Raw genomic sequence first — 20,601 nt, 5'->3', positions numbered from 1 at the left:
GTGTGTACCTCTAAAGTTGTGCATAAAATACGCACTTTCTTTAGAAGGTTACACCTCCCGAGGAGTAATGATCCTTCGTATGTGTATTATATTAATGCAAACGATTTCATTTTGCAATACCTTTATTCACTTTATAACAAAATATCGTACTATTTATTTAAATAAGTGACCAACGATTCTTCAATAGAAATGCTGCTTCTTTAGGCTGACGTTCTCTTGTGAATATCCCCTTCTTATTTCCATTGACTCTTCTAATTCCTTGACTAGTTTGAAAATCTGCAAAATTCCAAACCAATTCTCCTTGAATAAATGGATATTTATCAAAAATATCAAAATACATCTTCAAATACTCATTTTGATATTCTTGACTCCACATAATACTTGGCAATTTATGTTCACTAACGAGATTATCTGTACCAAATTCTGTAAATACAAATGGCTTATTTAATTTTTTCTCTTTCCACTTATTCATTTCATCTTCAAATTCAAATTCCGATTCATCTACAGCTTCGCCCCCGTCAATGTACCAACCATAATATCTATTTAGACAAATGAAGTCGCATAATGGGAAAACTTTACACGTATCAGGTTGACTGTTTTTTTCCAAAGCACCAGTACATGGTCTATTCTGCGGATCACACTTTCTCGCTTCTTCAAAGATATCCTTAAAATAATCATATGCTTGTTGACTAGTTGTTTCAGGTTCATTAAAAAGACTCCATGCAAATACGGACGGATGATTTTTATCTCTTTTAATCATTTCTTGTACTTGCTTTATATGATTTTCTTTCAATTTAGGTACAGTTTTTGTTTCAAAAAAATGTGTAAACTTTCCCTTACCCGCATCAGCAAAATTCTGCGTAGACCTCATCATACCAACTGCTGGTACCTCATCAATAATCAGAAAGCCTTCCTCATCGGCCATTTGATACCATTCTTCAGCATAAGGATAATGACTTGTTCTAAAACAATTAGCATTCGTCCATTTCATACACTCAAAATCTCTTTTTACTATGCTCCAATTAAAAGCCTTACCAAGTACATCAAAATCTTCATGCTTTCCAAAGCCCTTTAAATAAACTGGATTACCATTTATACAAATTTTCCCATTCTTAATATCTACTGTTCTTAATCCAATTTTACTTTCATATTGATCTACAATAAATTCATTTTCTAACAAAGAAATTTTAATTGTATACAAATATGCTTTTCTAACATTCCATAAATGCGGAGATTTTATAACTAAGGTTCCTTCGTCACCTTCAGATATAGCAACTTTTTCCTTATCTTCTTGATAAAGTTCAACTCTGATATCACCATTATCAGATTCTACTTTATAATTTAAAAACGCTGTATTATCGTCTAAATCAATACTAGTATTAAAATCCCTTATTGATTTATTTGGTACTGATACTAACCATACATTTCTTTGAATACCGGAATAATTAAAGAAATCAAAATAAGGCATTGCAATTTTATTTCCATTTCTCAATGTTCTTGTCGTTCCTACAGGTAATGTAGACTCACTTAATTCATTATTAAGCTTTACTACCAATTTGTTAATGCCACTTCCATTAATTGCCGAACTAATATTTGCAACTACAGGTAAAAAGCCGCCTTCATGTTCAGTTATTTTAATACCATTACAATAAACAGTTCCTCTATGCGTTAAGCTGCCAAATCTAACCAAAATTTGATTATCATTCCAATTTTTTGGAATATAAAATTCAGTTTCATACCAAAAATCCCCAACATAATCACGTTCTTCTTTTTTTGTAAATAAATCCGAAAAACTGCCAGGCACAGGCATCGAAATTCCGTTACTTAAACCTTGATTCCATTTTTGTGCAATTCCAATATTTTTAGGATCAAATTTGAATTGCCACATGCCATTCAAGGACTTACTCTCTCTATATTGATTATCACATGGATATAAAACCGATTCTGTCATTTATAAATACCTTCAATTCAATTAATTTAAAACTGCTGCATTGATACTTTCTTTTTTATCAACGTTTTTTTTAGCTTTTTTCCCATTATAAAGAATATAGCTAATAATAAATGCGCCTATAAAGGAAATAACAATGGCTACAATTGCCATTTGTCCATAGACAGTCCAAATTGCGGGAGTTGTGAGAACATTGACCGGCATTTGAACATTTCTTGTAACATGAAATACAGCGCACAATGAACCACCAATTCCATTTAATAGACAAACACTACCAAAAATTTTCTTATGCTTTAATAAAACACCATAAATTGCGGGTTCAGTAACACCACCGATAATGGCCGAAACAAATGCTGGACCAGCCACTTCTTTCAATTTAATATTCTTAGATTTCAAGAAAATAGCAAGACATGCTCCAGCAATACCAAAATTACATCCAACTGTTAGTGGAAGAATATACTGATAACCTAAGACTGACAAATTACTGATTTCCAAGGCCATAAATCCCCAATGAACTCCGAATACAATCATAATTGGCCATGCTGCGGCAAAAATAAATCCTGCAACCAATGGGACTGTATCCAATCCAAATTTAACTGCTGTTGCTAAAACATTAGCAACAAAATTCGTAATAGGTCCAATAACAATAAATGCTAATGGAAGGATAATAACTAAATCAAATAAAGATATTATTAACGATGACAACATTTTAGGAGTGTGATTTGCTAAGATTTTTTCAACCTTAGCCTGTAATATGACTGTAACTAATATTGGTAATACTGAACTCGTATAATTAATCATTTGAACAGGAATACCGAAAAAATTAACATTTGCAACATGGTTTGTAAATAAGTTAACAACTGTTGGATAAACCATGGCACTTGCAATAGCCATACTCATAAATGGTTGAGCACCAAATTTTTTACCAGCACAATATGCTAGGAAAATTGGCAAGAAGTAGAAAATACCATCTGCACCTGCATAAAGAAGCGTATATGTAGTACTCTTAGTACTTAACCAGCCTAAAGTTGTAAACATCACTAGAAAACCCTTTAAAAGTCCAGCCCCAGTAAATGCTCCCAAAAATGGCATAAAAACACCAGAAATAATATCAATCAACTTATCTCCAAAATTCTTTTTACTCGAACCAGATGCACTATTAGTATCCTGTGTGTCCTGCTCTGTTTGGCTGGAAGATGCTACTAAACCATGAATATTACTGTTTTTTAGAACTGCATCATATACATCACTAACCGCATTTCCTATAACAACTTGGTATTGTCCGCCGGCCTTTACAACCGTCAAGACCCCTTCGAGATCTTTTAATTGATTTGTTTTTGCAATACTGTCGTCTTTTAAATCAAATCGAAGCCTTGTGACACAATGTGTAAGAGAATTAACATTCTGTTCACCACCAACTCCTTGAATTATTTTTTTAGATAAATCATCATAATTCTTTTTCATAATTTACGCTCCGTTTCTAAACGCGATTAACGAGAATGTTTTTGTAACCGATTACAAAATGTATGTTATCATATTGTATAGATAACAAATAGAACAAAATATATGTATATAGCACATAATATATAAATGGAGATTTTTTTATTGAATTTAAATGACGGTTTAAAACTCATGGGAAATATTATTGATATTCCAATTAAATTAGTTCATTCCCTAGCATCGGTCAAAATAGAATTACAAAAAATTATTTTGGAAAATTTATTTGACGGATTCAATTCATTTGGAGAAGAAAAATATATTTTAAATAAAATCATGGATCTCGATAATTTATTCTCTATTCAAATTGAAACTTATTTAAAGTTGAAACTTTTATTTGTAAAACTCGATGAAACAAATTTCTTGATTGTGGGTCCCTACATTGATGAAATTTTAAGCAAATTAGAGTGTTCTATTTTGTTACAAAATAATGGCTTAAGTTCAAAAAAAACTGATTCTTTATTATTGTGGCGTAATAAATTTTCAATTATTAATAAGAATCTTATAAATGAAAAATTGGCAATAGTTATTAAAGAAACTTCGAATTTCAAGCCTTTAAAAAATTCAAATGAATTAATTTTAAGTGCTAATAAACACCAACCTTCGGAAATCAATGAAGATAATTTATTCTATAAAAAATCAATTGTTGAAAGATATAAACATGAGCAATCATTTATGATCGCCATTCAAAACGGAAATACAGAACTAGCGCTTAAACAATGGTATTTTTTGCATGATTCTGTTAAACCTATAAAAGAATCAAAAGATGTTATAAGAATGGCTCAAATGTCAGCAGCCATTACTAGAACTACTATCAGAATTGCTGCCATAAATGCCGGAATACCCCCAGTATTAAATGACAAAATTAGTCGTGAAAGTGCAAAGAAAATTAGAAATTTTTCTTCTATCAGACAAATAAATAAAGAACATGAAAATCTGATCAAAACTTATTGTTCCATAATCAAAAGAAAACATGACAATAATCTCAGCGTGCTAACAATAAGTGTATTATATTTTCTCGATAATAATTTTACTCAAAATTTTCAAATTAATAAGATAGCAAAAGAACTTAATATAACCAATAATTACTTAATTCAAAAATTTAAAAAAGAAATGAAAATAACCCCTAAAAAGTATGTTATAAACAAACAATTGATATTATCCAAACAATTATTGCGAGACACAAACATGCCAATAGTCGAAATTGGATACAAAGTAGGATTTGATGATCCGAATTACTTTACTAGAATTTTCAAAAAGTATAACAATCAGACACCTACGCAATATCGAACAAAAAATCAAATTCCAAATTATAATAAGAATCAAAAATAAAATATCAGAATTTCAACTTTGGGCAAATATTTAATAGTAAATAAAAGGATTAGCGTATTTTCAGAATTAACGCTAATCCTTCTTTGTTTACTATTAAAAGCGAGTATAGATCTGTCTAAATTTCAATGGTGACACACCCGAATACTTTTTAAAGTAATGATTAAAATGACTCAAAGATTGAAATCCAACTTCATATGCTATGTCGGTTACAGTCATATCAGATTTTTGTATAAGAAAGGTCTGTGCTTCTCCTATCCGCCGTAAATTTAAATAATTTGATGGCGTATAGCCATACTGATCACTAAAAAGATGGTCTAAATGAGATTGAGAAATATTTAAATTCTCTGAAATGAATTTAATATTCGGGATGATTTTGTAATATTTTTCAATGAAATTTTTAGCATTCTTGGCATCTCTATTTTCTTCAATTCTTGTCTGAAACATCCTGGCCGGATCATATTGAATAGAATTAACAATATTCGGTATCAATGCATAACAAATTACCTGATTAGCCAAGAAATCATCTTGTGGGTTTTTATTTTTTAGTAAGTCATACGACATTAATGTAATATCCACTAGTGATTTAAACGATTCAGGCCGACTGAATTGAGAAGTAATCAAAAAATTCTCTGGTAATAATTTCTTTGAGATATCAAGATTACTTATACCTATACAAAGCGACGGTAATGTATGTCCCTCATCATGAATAATATTTTTTCCAACAATAAAAATATCACCTTTTTTAATTTTATATTTTCGATTGTTAACGAAGTACTCACTTTCTCCATCAAGGATCAGTGATAATTCAACAGTATTAAGGTGTGAGTGTAAACATCTCGAATACATATTATCGGCATGATCAATCTTTGAAATATATTTCAAATTGTAAGGACTAGAAATTATAGAACTAAATTTATCACTAATTTGATTAGGATATAAAACTGAAATCTGCTTCAATGTAATCCCCCCTACGTATTCAACAACAAAATGTAGCAATGATTATGCAACAAAAATGTCCAATGGTGCCAACGATTGAGAAATCCCGCAACAAATTTGAACAAGTTTTATTACACATCATTGGTTAAAATAAAGTTGCAACGTTGTTAAAGGATTCACATTAAATAATTATTCTGGTCTATTTACTGTGATTCTAAATTAAAAACTGTCACAAATCAATACGTGACAGTAATTTGTCAAAGGGGATGGATATGTATGGGTTACTTAATTGCATTAATTCCAGCACTCGGTTGGGGCTTTCAATCAATCGTTATGCAGAAGATTGGTGGTAAATTCACAAACAAAGTAATGGGTATGGTAATTTCCACTTTTCTATTTGCCGTCGTCATTGCCTTTTTTAAACGTCCAGTTATTACTACGGATTTAATCGTTGGATCTGTTCTATGTGGAATATTCTGGAGCGTAGGACAAATATTGCAGGTTAAATCATTTGATTTAGTCGGCGTTTCAATGGCTATGCCAATCAGTACCGGTGAACAATTATTCGGTACTACTTTAATTGGTGCCTTATATTTTCAAGAATGGAAATCTGGTTGGCAATACACTCTCGGAATCATTGCTTTAGTACTAATAATCTTCGGAATTACGATGACTACTTATTCTGACAATAAAGCTCAAAAAGGTAGCAACGTAAAGCTTGGATTGATTATATTAACCATTTCATCAATTGGTTTCATTGGATATGCAGTTATTCCAAGAATCTTTGATCTGAACGGTTGGGATGTCTTATTACCTCAATCAATCTCAATGTTGATTACAACTTGTATTCTCGTTGGATTCCAGAAAGATAATCAAATGTTTGGCACAAAAACATGGCAGAATATGCTTACCGGTGTCTTCTTTGCTATCGCTAATGTTGCAATCCTATTCAGTAACGCAATGAACGGTGTCGCAGTTGGATTTACTTTGTCACAATTAAACGTTATTGTCGCAACAATTGGTGGATTAATGATCCTGCACGAGCATAAATCCAAGAAGGAGCTTGTTTTCACACTTTCCGGTTTACTTCTAGTCGTTATCGGAGCTGTCATGATTGGTATTACTAAAAATTAGAGGGGGATTTACATTATGCTTAAATTAGGTTTAGTTGGTTGTGGTTCCATTGCACATACACACGTATCAAATTTGAAAAATGTTTTAAGGGATGGTGAAGTTACTGCTGTATACGATGTTTCAAAAGATGCAGAAAAAGAAATCATTGAAGAGTTTGGTTTGAATGCTACTATCTATAATTCAATTCATGAACTTGTTAACTCTGAAAACGTTGACGCTATTATGGTATGTAGCAGAAACGATACTCACGTTGAACCTGTACTAGAAGCTATCCATGCTAATAAACCAGTATTCGTTGAAAAACCACTTGCAACAACAGCTGACGATTGTAAGAAAGTTATTGATGCTGAAACTAAGGCTGGTAAAAAACTGGTTCAAGTTGGATTTATGCGTAGATTTGATCCTTACTATGTTGAATTAAAGAATACGATTGATAGTGGTGAAATTGGAACTCCACTAATGGGCTATTGCAGACACTTCACTTGCACACCTGCCACACAATATTTTGAAACTCCAAATATGATCAATGATGCATTTATTCACGAAATTGATATAATCCATTGGTTATTTAATGATCAATACGAATCCGTTCAAGTTCAATATGGTAGACCAAACGGATTAAACAAACTATCCAAACTTAAGGATCCACAAGTCGCCACATTAAAACTTAAGAATGGTGCCCTTGTTAACACATACTTAACTCAAAATGCGGAATATGGATATGACGTTATGTGCCAAATTATGGGTGAAAAAGGAATTGCTCAATTGCCAGATATGCCTTCTTTGGAAATTAGAAAAGATGGTCACATCAGTCATACTATTGATAAAGATTGGACAAAGAGATTCGTTAAAGCATATCAAATTGAACTACAAACATTCATTGATGAAGTTCAACAAAATAAGACTTTAACTGGTCCTTCTACTTGGGATGGTTATGTAGCCGCCGTCACAGCTGACTGTGCTATTCAAAGTCAAAAAGATGCACAAGCTGTCAAAATTTCACTAGATGACCAACCAGATTTATACAAATAATTTATGGGAGATGAAAAAATGACTAAGTTGAATATTGGTTTAATTGGACTTGGAAGAATTGGGATGATGCACTTAAAAAACATTCTAAATCTTTCTGAATTCTATAAACTAACAGCAATTGCTGATCCATGTAAAGATAATTTAGATGAAATAGCCAAACAATACTCAATTCCAACCTTTTCCAAATCTTATAAGGATGTGCTAAACGATAAAAATGTAGATGTTGTACTCATCGCATCCTCTACTGATACTCACGCAGAAATTATCAGCGCCGCTGCAGAAGCTGGAAAAGATATTCTATGTGAAAAACCAATCGATACAAACATATCACGGATTAAAAAAGTATTAACACTTGTAAGTGAGAAGAACGTTATTTTACAAATTGGATTTAACCGCCGTTTTGATCATAATTTCAATAAGATTAATGAATTGGTTACAGAAGGAGTTATTGGGACTCCTCAAATTGTAAAAATCTCATCTCGTGACCCTGCTCCACCATCGATTGCTTATATAAAGGTCTCGGGTGGTATTTTCAGCGACATGATGATTCACGATTTAGATATGATTAGATTCTTGAGCAATACCGAAGTTACTGAAGTATACGCACAAGGAAGTGTTTTAATAGATTCTGAAATTGGTAAAGCCGGTGATATTGATACTGCTATGGTTACGTGCAAATTTGCTAATGGAGCCTTGGGTGTTATTGATAATAGTCGTCAAGCAGTGTATGGATATGATCAAAGAGCCGAAGTATTTGGTTCAAAAGGTCAAGTATTCTCTAATAATGACAAATTAACAAATATCCAAGTCGATCTTAAAGATGGAAGTCGATTGGATAAAATTCCTAACTTCTTTATCGAAAGATATAAGGATGCCTATTTAAATGAATTGAAGTCGTTCTATAAATCCGTTACAGAACATACAACTCCAGTATCAAGTGGAATCGATGGATTAAGATCTATTCAATTAGCACAGGCTTGTCTAAAATCATACAAATCTCATATGCCTGTAAGAGTTGAGTACTAAAAAATTGCATTCTCTTTTTATACATAATGTAACCGCAAACAAACCAATTGACATCCCCCACCAAACCTTCAATAATTAAGATGATATTTAAATATTGGAGGCAAAAATAAATGAAACAACGTTATATTGGTGAAAGTAACTGGCAAGCTTCAGCTATTGCACTTGGTATCATGCGTATGAACAGTCTGACCGTGGATCAAGCTGCTAAAGCTATCGATACAGCTTATGATAGTGGCATTAATTTTATTGACTCAGCTGATATTTATGGTGGCGGTGATTCTGAAAAAATCTTTGGCCAAGCGCTCAAACAAAGTAGTGTAAATCGTGATCAACTATTTATTCAATCAAAAGGTGGTATTGTTTCTGGCAAGAGATATGATTTCACAAAACAACATTTAATTGATGCAGTTGATGGATCACTAGAACGTTTAGGTGTCGATTATCTTGATTCATTCCTATTGCACCGTCCAGATCCATTAATGGAACCTGAAGAAGTCGCTGAAGCTTTTGATGAATTGCAAAAATCTGGTAAAGTTCGTCACTTTGGTGTTTCCAATTTTAATCCTCAACAATATTTACTCGTTCAAGAAGCGGTTGATCAACGTTTAATGATTAACCAACTACAATTCAGTATTATGCACACTGGTATGATTGACTTTGGCATGCACACTAACATGACCGATACCCGTTCTATCAACCACGATGGTGGCATCCTTGAATTCTCTAGACGTATGGGCGTTACGATTCAAGCTTGGTCACCATTCCAATACGGCATGTTCGCTGGTACTTTCATCAACAATGACAAGTTCCCTGAATTGAACAAAGTTCTTCAAGAACTCGCTGACAAATATGGAGTAAGTAAAAACGCTATCGCCGCAGCTTGGATTCTCAGACATCCTGCTAACATTCAAGTTATCATCGGTACTATGAATCCTGAACACATCGCTGATAGTGCCAAAGGTGGAGACGTCGATCTTACTAAACAAGAGTGGTACGACGTTTACTTCGCTGCGGGCAATGATTTGCCATAAATTCTAAAAATTTATCATAATAAAAAGACAGTTCTTTCATTTCTACTTTTTGAAAGAACTGCCTTTTTTTGGTTTATAATGTAGGTAAATTATTAAAAAAGAGGAACTTCCTATGCCAAAAGTACTCGTAATTTATGCCCATCCTTTGACTGAAAAGGGATCTTCAACACATGAATTATACAAACATTTCATTAATGCGTATCAAAAAGCTAACCCTAATGATGAAGTCATGGTTCACAATGTTTCTGAATATATGCCTTACCCATTAAACAAATTTGCCGTTTCAATTTATAACAAGAAATTAGCCAAGTGTGAGTTAAACGTCGATGAAAAACGTTTCAACGATGCCCGCCAAACGTGGATTGATGAATTCAACCATGCTGACAAATACGTTTTCGTCAATCCGATGTACAATCTTTTCATCCCTGCCGAAATGAAAAGCTACATTGATATGATTATGGCTTCTCACGATACTTTGCACGGTTCATTAAATAAATTACATGGTAAAAAAGCAATTCACTTGCAAGCTAGTGGCAACAGATATCACAAGAATGCCTCAATCGATGATCCACAAATTAAAGATTTAGCTGACGAATATCTCAAAATGATGTTGCACGTCATTGGTGTTGACGACTATTCCAGTATTTTTGCTGAAGGTATGGATGTTGATCCGATGAATGCCATTGAAATTCTCGATGATGCTTATGATGAAGCTGAGATTGCTGGACAAAAATTTTAAAAATAAAAAATGATTGGTGAAATGGATTTTTTCCATTATCACCAATCATTTTATTTTTTTGTTTTTAAATAATCATTATACCCAAAAACAAATGCTTCAATTAATACAAAAAACGTTGAGGTAGTCTTTAACCACCAGTCTTCTGTATCTGGACTTCTCGAACTTCGTGAATAAAGATTAAAATCACAATTTTGAGACAACCAGTTACTATGATAGTTAGTTATCGACAACAATTTGCTTTCTCTTTTTTCTATTTCTCTTATTACATCTTCCAAGCTTTTATTTTCGCCCGATAGAGAAAGAATTATTAAGAAATCATTACTATCCAAACTTTCTGCCATTCTTTGGAATTCAGATGATTCTTTATTACCTGGTAGCAAACCTGAATCTTTTCCACTCAGCATTAACAACCTTTGAAGTTCCAGAGCTTGATTTTGTTGAGTAACCCCTGTAGCTACCATATAAACTCGTTTTGAATTATAAATTGATTCATATATCGGAATCCATTTACTATAATCTAAAGAACTCAATAACATCTCTGTATCAGATTTTACTTGATCAAAAAAACTATAACTGTCTCTTTTTTTAGAATTTCCATCGTCCCATTTAATAAAATTTTTCATTTCCGTATAACCAGTAAATCCAATTTTCTGGCAAAAACGAATCACAGAAGATTTTGAAGCCAAACTTTCTCTAGCAAAGTCTAATATCCCCATTGAAGCAATTTTATTATGATTCTTCAAAATATATTGACACATACCTTTTTCAGTAACACTAAACTCGTTATAATGCTTATCAATAATTTCTTCAAGTTTCATACAAATTAAGCTCCTTATACTATGTAGTTAGTATAATTTTAACTTAATTCTGGCCAATAATCTTTATTAGCTTCTTGTAAATCATCGAGAACTAATTTAGCAACTTCAGCACTAGGTACAGTAGCAGATAAAGTCAATGCTTTCCATAATTTTTGATATGACTTTTCAATATAAGCTTGAACAACCAATTTTTCTACTGATACTTGTTGTTCAATCATTCCTTTTTGGAAAGTTGGAATCTTACCCATAGCTAATGGTTCATAACCTCGTTTACTTACAATACATGGAACTTCAACCATGGCGTCATCGTCAACGTTAGCAATAGCACCATTATTTTCAACTATTAACAGCATTCTTTCATGTGTGTTATAAGCTAATGCTCCTGCCAACTGAACAATAAATTCAGCGTGCTCACCTGCTTCTAATGTTGTATCTTGAGCAGTTCCTTTTTTGGTAATGTTTCTACATTCAGAGAACACATTCTTTTCCCTATTTTCCATCACTTCATTGGCTCTTGTATGCGTAGGATCAGTATGTTTCACAACATAATCTGGATACAAATAATATTTCAAATATGTATTTGGCAATGTATCAGGATCAACAGCATAAATATCTTTTACTTTTGCAAAAGTATCTACCCAGCTTTGTTCCATTAATAACGGATTATCATTATCATCCTTCGAAGTATCTGGTCCATATCCGAATTTTTTAACGTGTTCTTTCAATTGTGGCATTAAATCATTACCATCTTTATCCAGAACCTCTGTCCACCAACCATAATGGTTTAATCCATAATAGCGATCAACAATATCATTTCCACTCTTTAATCCAACAATATCGGCCATTCCTTGTTTGATAGCAACTGGCATATCACAAATATTAATAATCTTAGCATTCGGTCTCAAAACTCTAGTTGCTTCTGCTACGATAGATGCCGGATTAGAGTAATTTAACATCCATGCATTTGGCGAATACTCTTCCATATAATCAATCAATTCGATAACTCCAGTGATTGATCTCATACCGTAAGCAATTCCACCAGGTCCACAAGTTTCTTGTCCCACCACATCATATTTCATTGGAATCTTTTCATCCATCTCACGCATTTTTAATCCGCCTTGGCGAATATGTGCCATAACGAAATCTACATCTGAAAATGCAATAGCTGGATCTGTTGTAGCTACAAATTCAATTTCAGGAGCCCGTTCCTTAATTATAATTTCACAAGCATCTGCGACCACTTTTTGTCTTTCAAAATCATTATCATAAAACTTTAATGATTTAAGTGGAAATTTATCTTGATTATTAATTAGCATCATTACGATTCCCGCAGTATAAGTACTTCCGCCACCTGCAATAACAACTGATTTCTTTTCTAACATTTAAGTCACCTTATTTTCTTCTTTATTTGATTATTAGAATACTGTATAAATTAATCGCTTACAATACGCTTTCAGGTTGATGAAACGGAGGTTCCATTGTTTGAAACCTTATTCCATCCCTAATTCCTCTGCCATATCTTCACGTATAGATTGAACACCCATCCCCATAACTATTTGAATATTATTCTTATCTATTATTAGTCCCTTTTGTCCTGGGAATGTTTTAATCTTATCTTTATCAATTTTTTCAGGATCTAAAACATCAATTCTTAACCTAGTAAAACAATTATTTAATGTTTCAATATTACTTCTGCCTCCAAGACCTTCTACCAAAGTATCAAATTTTGAACCATCGTTTGCTAATGCAACGGTTGGTTCTGATGAACTTACTGGAGAATCTTCAATCACACCAGAATTAACTCCTGCCATTTCAGGAACTTCTTCACGACCTGGAGTTTTTAAATCCAATTTCTTAATTAAGAATACAAACGAGAAGTACCAAACCGCTGACATAACTAAACCAAAGATAATAAACCAATGTATCTTTGTAAGCGATGGACTAAATACCGCATTTGAAACCGCCGTATCAATAACTCCATCCTTTACAAAAGTTCTGATTCCAAATTGCCATAGCAATGCTTCTGATAACCCTGCTAATAGACTATGTACAAACCATAATTGTGGTGCAGCAAATAAATAAGAAAAATCAAGAGGTTCTGTAATACCAGCTACTGTACCAACAAATGCTCCTGGTAAAACCATCCCTTTAATTTCTTCTTGTCTATTTTTATTTGCCATATGAATAATTGCTAAAGCAATAGGAATTGAAGCAAATACTTTTGAAAAACCAAAGAATGCAAAACGAATGGAAGGATCTAAGGAAGTAATGCTCCCAATATTTGCCATTTCAGCATAAAAAATATTAACTGCTCCTGTATAAACTTTTCCACCAATTGTTGCCGTTCCACCGATTGCTGTAAAACAAAATGGCATCCATAGTAAATGGTGTAATCCTGTCGGAATTAAGAATCTGTTACCGAATCCATATAAGAATACGCCGATAGCACCTGCTCCTAAAATAAAACTAGAAGTACTATTAATTCCTTTGTTAATAACAGGCCATATGTAACATAGACTAATTGCCAGTGCTAATGTAACGGGAATCATAATAATAAAAGCTAATCTTGGTCCACCGTAAATACTTAAAATATCAATAAATTTTTTATTGCCGAATTTATTATGTATGTATGCCGTTAAAACACCTAAAATCATACCAAGAAAGACATTCATATCAACCACTTGAAAACCTAAAACCATATTTTGACCAGTACCATATAATCCAACGGCACCTTCTTTAGCGAGCATGTGCTGAGAAGATAGCCAAGCATTATTTGCAGCTAAAAACATGAGAAAGGCAATTACAGCTAAAACACCAGCCTCTAATTTGTTTTTCTTAGCCATCGATGATGCAATAGCAACACAGAAAATAATTGATAAATTATTCATCATTGCATCCATCATCGATTTAATCATGCTACCTGTACTTTGAATAAAATTAGGCATAAATTCTAATTGCATTATTACTGCAAAAGCTAAGAAAAGTCCCATTACAGCCATAAATTTAATGGGTATTATAGCTGATCTGGAAAATTGTTGCATCCCCTTTTTCATAAAAAAATCCTCCTTTTGTTTATAGATAAACTATATCAAAAAGTTGACACCGCTTACATAAGTTATTACAGAATGAAACCTTGGTCCTACTTATGACACCAAAATTCACTTATCTCTCAATTTTAAAGTTGTAAAATTTAATTGAATATAAAATATATTTACATGGGGGAAATAAAGTTATGTATAAATTGATCGTTTGTGACCTTGATGAAACCTTAATGAATGATGATGGTTCTTTATCCTCAAAAAATGCCAAAGCTATTCAAGCAGCTACTAATGCTGGTGTTTACTTCGTAGTTAATTCTGGTAGAGGTTATTCATCCTTCCAAAAAGACTTGGAAAAAATGAATCTGCGTGATAAATCTAACCAATATTCAATATCTTATAATGGAGGATTAATTTTAGAGAATAAAAATAATCGACCAATAACCATTAACGCAATGACATTTAATACTGCTAAGGAAATTTTTGAAATTGGTAAAAATAATCAAAATGCATCGATTCATATAAACACCCAAAATAAGTTATATATTTATAACCCAGTACCAGAAGATATAGCCTATCAGAAAAGTCGTGGAGTTATTTTTTCAGAATTAAAGGATGATGACTTCAATCAATTCAGAAACATGAATATAATGAAAGTCATTATGGCTCTTCCAACAGTTGAAGAAAGACAAGATATGAAAAAAATGGTAGAGAAAAAAGTGGGATCATCTAACCTATCAATATCCTTCTCTTCTGGAAGATATGTTGAGTTTAATCCAGCTAAAATAGATAAAGGAAGTGCAACGTTAGAACTTGCAGAAACACTCGGCATACATCCTAATGAAATTATTGCTGTGGGTGATAATAGCAATGATCAATCAATGCTAGACGTTGTAGGCCTTCCTATAAGTGTTGCAAATGGTATTGATTCTGTTAAAAAAACTGCTAAATACATTACTACAGCTGACAATAATCATGATGCTTTAGCAGAAATAATAAATAAATTTATTTTGTAGAAAAAATGCTCTATCCTGTATATTTTTTAATATAAGGATAGAGCATTTGTTTTAATTAAATATTCTAATTCTTAAAAATCTAATCTATTATTATATTCTACGCTTAATTGACTAGCACATCCCTTAGCCTTTTTTGAAAATTCAACTGCAAACTCTTTAGATAGTCCTATATATTTTTCGGGTCGCAGCATTTTTTCCAACTCATCGTCAGTAAAATTGCTATTAAGATATTTGTTTGATAACAAAATTTTTTCATATCCATCATCACTTTGTTCGGCTTCCATTGCTAATTTATATATCAATGAATGAGCTTCATCTTTTCCTATATTTTGAGCAACTTTCATCATTACATATTCACTATTATCTATGCCCTTATTTATATTTGCATTTTTTTTCATTCTATCTTTATGTACATGTAACCCTCTAGTTAGCTCCTCAGTTCTTAATAAAATCTCAGTAGTAAGTTCTACCGATTCTTCAAGTAATCCATCAAAAAGCATATTTGAAGAACTATCTGCCTCAAAAGGTCTCGTTGATGAAAAATACCCTGATATTGGTACAGAATATAATTTTTGAGAATTAGCAATAATTCCCTTAGATAATTTAGGATTAATTTTTTGTGGCATCGTACTACTTCCAATCGTTCCTTTAAAGTAGGGTTCCGAAACCTCACCAAACTCTTCGATAGACGTAGCATAAACTTCTTGCGCAATACGATCACATGATGTTGCTAACAAACAAAGTGCATTCATATACTCAATTTTATTTGATGACATATTTCTCATTGGTATTGCCATAGGTTTCATATTTAGCTTTTGAGCTACTAATTCATTTATTTTAGGACCATACTCTCCCATAGAGTTGTATGCACCTATCGCACCACCCATCATAGATTGAAAGATTCGGGGTTCCAATTCTTTGATTCTTTCTACATCGGTTAAAAAATTTTGAATCCATCCAGCAACTTTAAAACCATACGTAATAGGTATTGCATGCCTTCCATGTGTTCTACCCGGCATAACTGTATCCTGATTATCCAATGATAATTTAGATAAATTGTTTAATATTTCAGATATTATTATCATAAATCGTTTATTAATTTCTTTTAAAATTAGCAATTCACCAGTTTGTTGAATATTTTGGGTCGTCACCCCGTAGTGAATATATTTTCCTGAACTACCACATTCTTTAGAGAGAACTTTAACAAATGGAACAAAACCATGTCCCACACGATCATATATTCGCTCCATTTCTTTAAAATTTAAATTTTCATATTTTGCTTTATTTTTAATTTCTTCAGCTGCTTTCTTCGGAATAAAACCAACTTCAGCTTGCGCCTCTGCTAATGTTTTTTCAACGTAAATCCATGAACGGTACTTGGCCTCATCAGTAAATAAATAACGTATTCCATGATCAAACATAGTTCTGGACTTAGAATCATATAATGCCCGCATAATAAATCACCCTTTACTTTGTAATTAAACAAAAAGACCATACCAAGTATCATGGCATGATCTTTTCGTCAGCAATATTACTTAAACAAGTAAACTTTACTTTCATAAGCTCTCAATTCAGTATCTTTATCGTCTTTATAATTACTAATTAACAATTTACCACCATTTTGACCATAATCTCGTGACAAATCTTCACTTGTGAAATTACTTATAACTAATAACGTCTCATCATTATAATGACGTTTATATGCAAATATCTTACTATCATCAGGATCGAGAAGCTCATAATCGCCATAAACAATTAAGTCACTATTATGACGTAATTCAATCAATTTCTTATAGTAATAAAAGATTGAATCTTTATCATCTAAACTATCTCTAGCGTTAATCTTGTCATAATTAGGATTTAATTCAAACCAGGGTTTACCACTCGTAAATCCAGCATTTTTACTTTCATCCCATTGCATAGGGGTTCTAGCATTATCTCTCGACATTTTAGACATATATTTTAACATGGTATCTTTATCGACAATCTTTTCATCCTCGACGAATTCTTTATAAGCATTCAACGATTCCACATCTTCATATTGTGAGAGTTTCTTATAGTGAACATTGGTCATTCCAATTTCTTCACCCTCATAGACATATGGCGTCCCCTGCATCATATGTAACGTTGTTCCTAACATCTTAGCGGCTCGTACACGATACTTAGGATCATCTGTAGCAAATCTAGAAACAGTTCTAGGTTGATCATGATTATTCCAATAAAGACTATTCCAACCTTTACCATTTAAAGCAGTTTCCCATTTACTCAAAGATTTTTTCAAATCAACTAATTTTACTGGTTCATCATTCCACTTTGTCAAACGTTCATCAGGATTGGATGATAAATCAACATGATCAAATTGAAAGACCATATTTAACTCATTGGAATCAAGTCCAGTATATTTAATTGCATCCTCTGGTGTTGACCCTGGCATTTCGCCAACTGTCATTACATCATATTTTGACAACACTTTTTTATTCATTTCCTGCAAAAACTCGTTCAATCTAGGTCCATCTGCAACAACCTTAGCAACATTAGCATAACGTTCATCAGGTTCTCTAGGTCCATCTGGTAATCCAGCGGGTTTAGAAATGAGATTAATAACATCCATTCTAAATCCATCAACACCCTTATCTAACCAAAAGCGCATAATATTCCAAACTTCATCACGTACTTTAGGATTCTCCCAATTTAGGTCAGGTTGACCATCAGCAAAAAGATGTAAGTAATATTGACCAGTAGTTTCATCAAATTTCCAAGCTGGTCCATTAAAATATGAACCCCAATTATTAGGTGCATGCCCATTTACCGGATCGCGCCATACATAATAATCTCTATAAGGATTATCTTTTGATTTTTTACTTTCTTGGAACCACTTATTCTGATCAGATGTATGATTGACAACTAAATCCATCATAATCTTCAAACCTAGAACATGCGCCCTATTTAACATCTCATCAAAATCATCCATAGTTCCGTATTCTGGTTGAATACTCCGATAATCACTTATATCATATCCATTATCTTTATCTGGCGATTTGTAAATTGGATTTAGCCAAATAACATCAGCCCCTAAATCTTTTATATAAGCTAAACGACTCGTTAATCCTGGCAAATCACCGATCCCATCACCATTGCTGTCCTGATAACTTCTTGGATAAACTTGATAAACTACTGATTTCTTCCACCAATCACTTTTTGCCATTTTGAGAACTCCTTTCAATTATGGTTAAAACAGTGCAATCATTTTATACTAACAAATTAATGATACCGTTTTTTCATTAATTATAACGAATTTCTCCAACTTCATCACCATGCGTAGTCGACTGATCACTTATCTCTGGAACTTCACGTGTCACATCCATATTCGTATAAACAATGACAATCACACTATCCCTTCCAGAGTCCTTCACATAATCAATATCCATAAAGGATAAAAGATCACCTTTGTCAATCTTCTGACCTTGTTTTACTTTTCCAACAAAAGGTTCACCATTTAACTCTACAGTATCCAATCCCATGTGTACCAAAACTTCTAAGCCTTTATCTGTAGTAATGCCAATTGCATGACCCGTTGGGAAGACAGTAGAAACGGTCCCACTCACTGGTGAATAAACTTTATTATCTGCAGGTATGACAGCAAATCCATCACCCATCATTTTTTCAGAAAAAACATCATCGTTTACTTTAGTAATTGGTATCAATTCTCCATCAGCTACTGAAACGACTTTTTCCTTTTTTTTACCAAATCCTAACATTTCTTTCACCATCCTATCTTTCTAATGAATTCCAATATTTATTAAGATCAATGCACTAACACTATACAATGGTACACATCCTAACAATAAATATATAAAATTCTTGTGCAATTTATTATTATCGGATTTTATATCTTTTGAAAGATATAGAACAATTATCCCTAAAACTAGAGATACTAGATTACCAACTGCCAACTGAGCAATTGTTAACGCTGTAAACACCCAAATAACATTAATACGATTATTTAATAACCTTTCTTTTTCAAAAAATAGAATATAAGCAACGACTAGATCTACCAAACAAACAATGAACATCACAGCAGTTATTGGACTTTCATCAAAAAATCCTCTTAAGCTCATTTGTGCAAGGTTTAAAGCAAATAACATGTATATAAAGAAGATAACTGGAACAACCATCAAAACGGCTATATACATATTCAATGATTTTTTCAAATCATATCTCAAAAAACCAGTTATTTTATCCATTATCTTATTACCAGTTCTAGCCATCATTGTTCTTCCTCCTATTTATTTATAACGTAATTTGAGTATCCCATCACTAGTAAATCATTTAAAACATAGACACCTGTGAAGAAAACTTCATCGCCTTCTCTATCAGGCATTGGAAAACTAATTGTATTGTAATTCAAGCTATATTCACACGCGGCAGCTAACTTATTTTGATTGAAGGGTGTAAAAGCAATTGTGGATATACCTCTTAAAGATATTCCTTTTACCGTTTTTATGAGCTCTTTATCTTCACCGCTATATGAAACAATTATCAAAAGGTCTCCATTTTTAACACGATGAGAAACTTTATCTAATTCACTGCCTGCTGAAGGTAACGCATAAATATTTTTACCTACTAAAAAGAAATTTCTTTGAAGTTGATTAGCAATTATTTCTTGAACCCAGCCTGTTGAATAAACATAAATATTAGGTGCTCTATCAATTTTTTCATACAATCCACTCATTTGGGTTGTTTCAAATTGATGAATCGTATATTCCATCGCATTTTTTGTATCTCCAACAAAATCTGTTATTGCTTTAGTCTGAACAAAATCCTGATCTTCAGCCAAAATAAATTTTAGCTGATTAAACCCTGAGAGGCCTATTTTTCTAGTCAATCTAAAAACTGCAGATGGAGAAACCAAGCATTTCTGAGCAACTTCGTTTATGTTCATATTAATAACGTCTTTGCTATTATTTAATATGAAGCTAATAACTAGCTTGTCATTTTGATTTAAATCATCAAAGTGCTTATAAATATATGAATCTAGTTTCAAAGTATCCCTC

18 protein-coding genes are annotated in these 20,601 nt (G+C 32.5%); 7 read left to right on the top strand and 11 right to left on the bottom strand.

Annotated features, from left to right (window positions below; all coding sequences use genetic code 11):
- Nucleotides 1–157: 157 nt before the first annotated feature.
- On the bottom strand, nt 158–1,951 hold the full coding sequence (gene uidA / locus FFM65_RS08570; RefSeq protein WP_119317025.1) for a beta-glucuronidase: 1,794 nt from the start codon (nt 1,949–1,951) through the stop codon (nt 158–160).
- Nucleotides 1,952–1,972: 21 nt separating this feature from the next.
- On the bottom strand, nt 1,973–3,412 hold the full coding sequence (locus tag FFM65_RS08565; protein ID WP_119317024.1) for a PTS transporter subunit EIIC: 1,440 nt from the start codon (nt 3,410–3,412) through the stop codon (nt 1,973–1,975).
- A gap of 141 nt (nt 3,413–3,553) precedes the next feature.
- Between FFM65_RS08565 and FFM65_RS08560 the strand changes: the two genes are divergently transcribed.
- Nucleotides 3,554–4,777 carry a helix-turn-helix transcriptional regulator gene (locus FFM65_RS08560; RefSeq protein WP_162897847.1) on the top strand — a complete coding sequence of 408 codons (1,224 nt, stop codon included), beginning with the start codon at nt 3,554–3,556 and terminating at the stop codon, nt 4,775–4,777.
- Nucleotides 4,778–4,870: 93 nt separating this feature from the next.
- Here FFM65_RS08560 and FFM65_RS08555 read toward each other — a convergent pair whose 3' ends face one another.
- On the bottom strand, nt 4,871–5,734 hold the full coding sequence (locus FFM65_RS08555; RefSeq protein WP_119317022.1) for a helix-turn-helix domain-containing protein: 864 nt from the start codon (nt 5,732–5,734) through the stop codon (nt 4,871–4,873).
- Nucleotides 5,735–5,989: 255 nt separating this feature from the next.
- On the opposite strand from FFM65_RS08555, the gene FFM65_RS08550 reads away from it, so the two are divergent.
- The 5 genes from FFM65_RS08550 (at nt 5,990) to FFM65_RS08530 (ending at nt 10,675) form a co-directional block, all read left to right on the top strand.
- Nucleotides 5,990–6,847 carry a GRP family sugar transporter gene (locus FFM65_RS08550; RefSeq protein WP_119317021.1) on the top strand — a complete coding sequence of 286 codons (858 nt, stop codon included), beginning with the start codon at nt 5,990–5,992 and terminating at the stop codon, nt 6,845–6,847.
- A gap of 15 nt (nt 6,848–6,862) precedes the next feature.
- Nucleotides 6,863–7,879, top strand: a complete 1,017-nt coding sequence (locus tag FFM65_RS08545; protein WP_119317020.1) for a Gfo/Idh/MocA family protein — start codon at nt 6,863–6,865, stop codon at nt 7,877–7,879.
- A gap of 18 nt (nt 7,880–7,897) precedes the next feature.
- The gene (gene iolG, locus FFM65_RS08540) at nt 7,898–8,905 is read left to right on the top strand and encodes an inositol 2-dehydrogenase (RefSeq protein ID WP_119317019.1); all 1,008 of its coding nucleotides are present in this window, start codon (nt 7,898–7,900) and stop codon (nt 8,903–8,905) included.
- A gap of 110 nt (nt 8,906–9,015) precedes the next feature.
- The gene (locus FFM65_RS08535; RefSeq protein ID WP_119317018.1) at nt 9,016–9,936 is read left to right on the top strand and encodes an aldo/keto reductase; all 921 of its coding nucleotides are present in this window, start codon (nt 9,016–9,018) and stop codon (nt 9,934–9,936) included.
- A gap of 112 nt (nt 9,937–10,048) precedes the next feature.
- The gene (locus FFM65_RS08530) at nt 10,049–10,675 is read left to right on the top strand and encodes an FMN-dependent NADH-azoreductase (RefSeq protein WP_119317017.1); all 627 of its coding nucleotides are present in this window, start codon (nt 10,049–10,051) and stop codon (nt 10,673–10,675) included.
- A gap of 50 nt (nt 10,676–10,725) precedes the next feature.
- Here the strand turns inward: FFM65_RS08530 and FFM65_RS08525 are convergent, their stop codons facing one another.
- The 3 genes from FFM65_RS08525 to FFM65_RS08515 all read right to left on the bottom strand — a co-directional run bounded on the left by FFM65_RS08525 (nt 10,726) and on the right by FFM65_RS08515 (nt 14,546).
- Nucleotides 10,726–11,493: a MurR/RpiR family transcriptional regulator gene (locus FFM65_RS08525; RefSeq protein WP_119317016.1), complete on the bottom strand. Its 768-nt coding sequence runs from the start codon at nt 11,491–11,493 to the stop codon at nt 10,726–10,728.
- A gap of 38 nt (nt 11,494–11,531) precedes the next feature.
- Nucleotides 11,532–12,875 (bottom strand): 6-phospho-alpha-glucosidase, encoded by a 1,344-nt coding sequence (locus tag FFM65_RS08520; RefSeq protein WP_010018076.1) that lies wholly within the window; start codon nt 12,873–12,875, stop codon nt 11,532–11,534.
- 108 nt (nt 12,876–12,983) lie between these two features.
- Nucleotides 12,984–14,546, bottom strand: coding sequence for a PTS transporter subunit EIIC (locus FFM65_RS08515; RefSeq protein WP_119317015.1), 1,563 nt, complete (start codon nt 14,544–14,546; stop codon nt 12,984–12,986).
- A gap of 179 nt (nt 14,547–14,725) precedes the next feature.
- Here FFM65_RS08515 and FFM65_RS08510 point away from each other — a divergent pair, with 179 nt between their 5' ends.
- On the top strand, nt 14,726–15,547 hold the full coding sequence (locus FFM65_RS08510; RefSeq protein ID WP_119317014.1) for a Cof-type HAD-IIB family hydrolase: 822 nt from the start codon (nt 14,726–14,728) through the stop codon (nt 15,545–15,547).
- A 71-nt stretch (nt 15,548–15,618) separates the two neighbouring features.
- Here the strand turns inward: FFM65_RS08510 and FFM65_RS08505 are convergent, their stop codons facing one another.
- From FFM65_RS08505 to FFM65_RS08485, 5 genes are all read right to left on the bottom strand, one after another.
- Nucleotides 15,619–17,001 (bottom strand): class-II fumarase/aspartase family protein, encoded by a 1,383-nt coding sequence (locus FFM65_RS08505; RefSeq protein ID WP_119317013.1) that lies wholly within the window; start codon nt 16,999–17,001, stop codon nt 15,619–15,621.
- 77 nt (nt 17,002–17,078) lie between these two features.
- Nucleotides 17,079–18,752 (bottom strand): glycoside hydrolase family 13 protein, encoded by a 1,674-nt coding sequence (locus tag FFM65_RS08500; protein WP_119317012.1) that lies wholly within the window; start codon nt 18,750–18,752, stop codon nt 17,079–17,081.
- Between the two features lie 76 nt (nt 18,753–18,828).
- Nucleotides 18,829–19,305 (bottom strand): PTS sugar transporter subunit IIA, encoded by a 477-nt coding sequence (locus tag FFM65_RS08495; protein ID WP_119317011.1) that lies wholly within the window; start codon nt 19,303–19,305, stop codon nt 18,829–18,831.
- A 21-nt stretch (nt 19,306–19,326) separates the two neighbouring features.
- A complete protein-coding gene (locus tag FFM65_RS08490) occupies nt 19,327–19,818 on the bottom strand; it encodes a hypothetical protein (protein ID WP_119317010.1) in 492 nt (163 codons plus the stop codon).
- Nucleotides 19,819–19,829: 11 nt separating this feature from the next.
- Complete coding sequence (locus FFM65_RS08485; protein ID WP_119317009.1) at nt 19,830–20,591, bottom strand: MurR/RpiR family transcriptional regulator; 762 nt, start codon at nt 20,589–20,591, stop codon at nt 19,830–19,832.
- Between the last annotated feature and the right edge of the window lie 10 nt (nt 20,592–20,601).

The organism is Companilactobacillus formosensis, assembly GCF_005405305.1.
Classification (GTDB): domain Bacteria; phylum Bacillota; class Bacilli; order Lactobacillales; family Lactobacillaceae; genus Companilactobacillus; species Companilactobacillus formosensis.
The sequence above is the reverse complement of the archived record's forward strand: the minus strand, read 5'-3'. Positions and strand labels throughout refer to the sequence as shown.

Bases quoted from the DNA above. Each gene is read 5' to 3' on its own strand.
- uidA (WP_119317025.1), bottom strand. From the start codon at position 1,951: ATGACAGAATCGGTTTTATATCCATGTGATAATCAATATAGAGAGAGT.
- FFM65_RS08565 (WP_119317024.1), bottom strand. From the start codon at position 3,412: ATGAAAAAGAATTATGATGATTTATCTAAAAAAATAATTCAAGGAGTT.
- FFM65_RS08550 (WP_119317021.1), top strand. From the start codon at position 5,990: ATGGGTTACTTAATTGCATTAATTCCAGCACTCGGTTGGGGCTTTCAA.
- FFM65_RS08545 (WP_119317020.1), top strand. From the start codon at position 6,863: ATGCTTAAATTAGGTTTAGTTGGTTGTGGTTCCATTGCACATACACAC.
- iolG (WP_119317019.1), top strand. From the start codon at position 7,898: ATGACTAAGTTGAATATTGGTTTAATTGGACTTGGAAGAATTGGGATG.
- FFM65_RS08535 (WP_119317018.1), top strand. From the start codon at position 9,016: ATGAAACAACGTTATATTGGTGAAAGTAACTGGCAAGCTTCAGCTATT.
- FFM65_RS08530 (WP_119317017.1), top strand. From the start codon at position 10,049: ATGCCAAAAGTACTCGTAATTTATGCCCATCCTTTGACTGAAAAGGGA.
- FFM65_RS08525 (WP_119317016.1), bottom strand. From the start codon at position 11,493: ATGAAACTTGAAGAAATTATTGATAAGCATTATAACGAGTTTAGTGTT.
- FFM65_RS08520 (WP_010018076.1), bottom strand. From the start codon at position 12,875: ATGTTAGAAAAGAAATCAGTTGTTATTGCAGGTGGCGGAAGTACTTAT.
- FFM65_RS08515 (WP_119317015.1), bottom strand. From the start codon at position 14,546: ATGAAAAAGGGGATGCAACAATTTTCCAGATCAGCTATAATACCCATT.
- FFM65_RS08510 (WP_119317014.1), top strand. From the start codon at position 14,726: ATGTATAAATTGATCGTTTGTGACCTTGATGAAACCTTAATGAATGAT.
- FFM65_RS08505 (WP_119317013.1), bottom strand. From the start codon at position 17,001: ATGCGGGCATTATATGATTCTAAGTCCAGAACTATGTTTGATCATGGA.
- FFM65_RS08500 (WP_119317012.1), bottom strand. From the start codon at position 18,752: ATGGCAAAAAGTGATTGGTGGAAGAAATCAGTAGTTTATCAAGTTTAT.
- FFM65_RS08495 (WP_119317011.1), bottom strand. From the start codon at position 19,305: ATGTTAGGATTTGGTAAAAAAAAGGAAAAAGTCGTTTCAGTAGCTGAT.
- FFM65_RS08490 (WP_119317010.1), bottom strand. From the start codon at position 19,818: ATGATGGCTAGAACTGGTAATAAGATAATGGATAAAATAACTGGTTTT.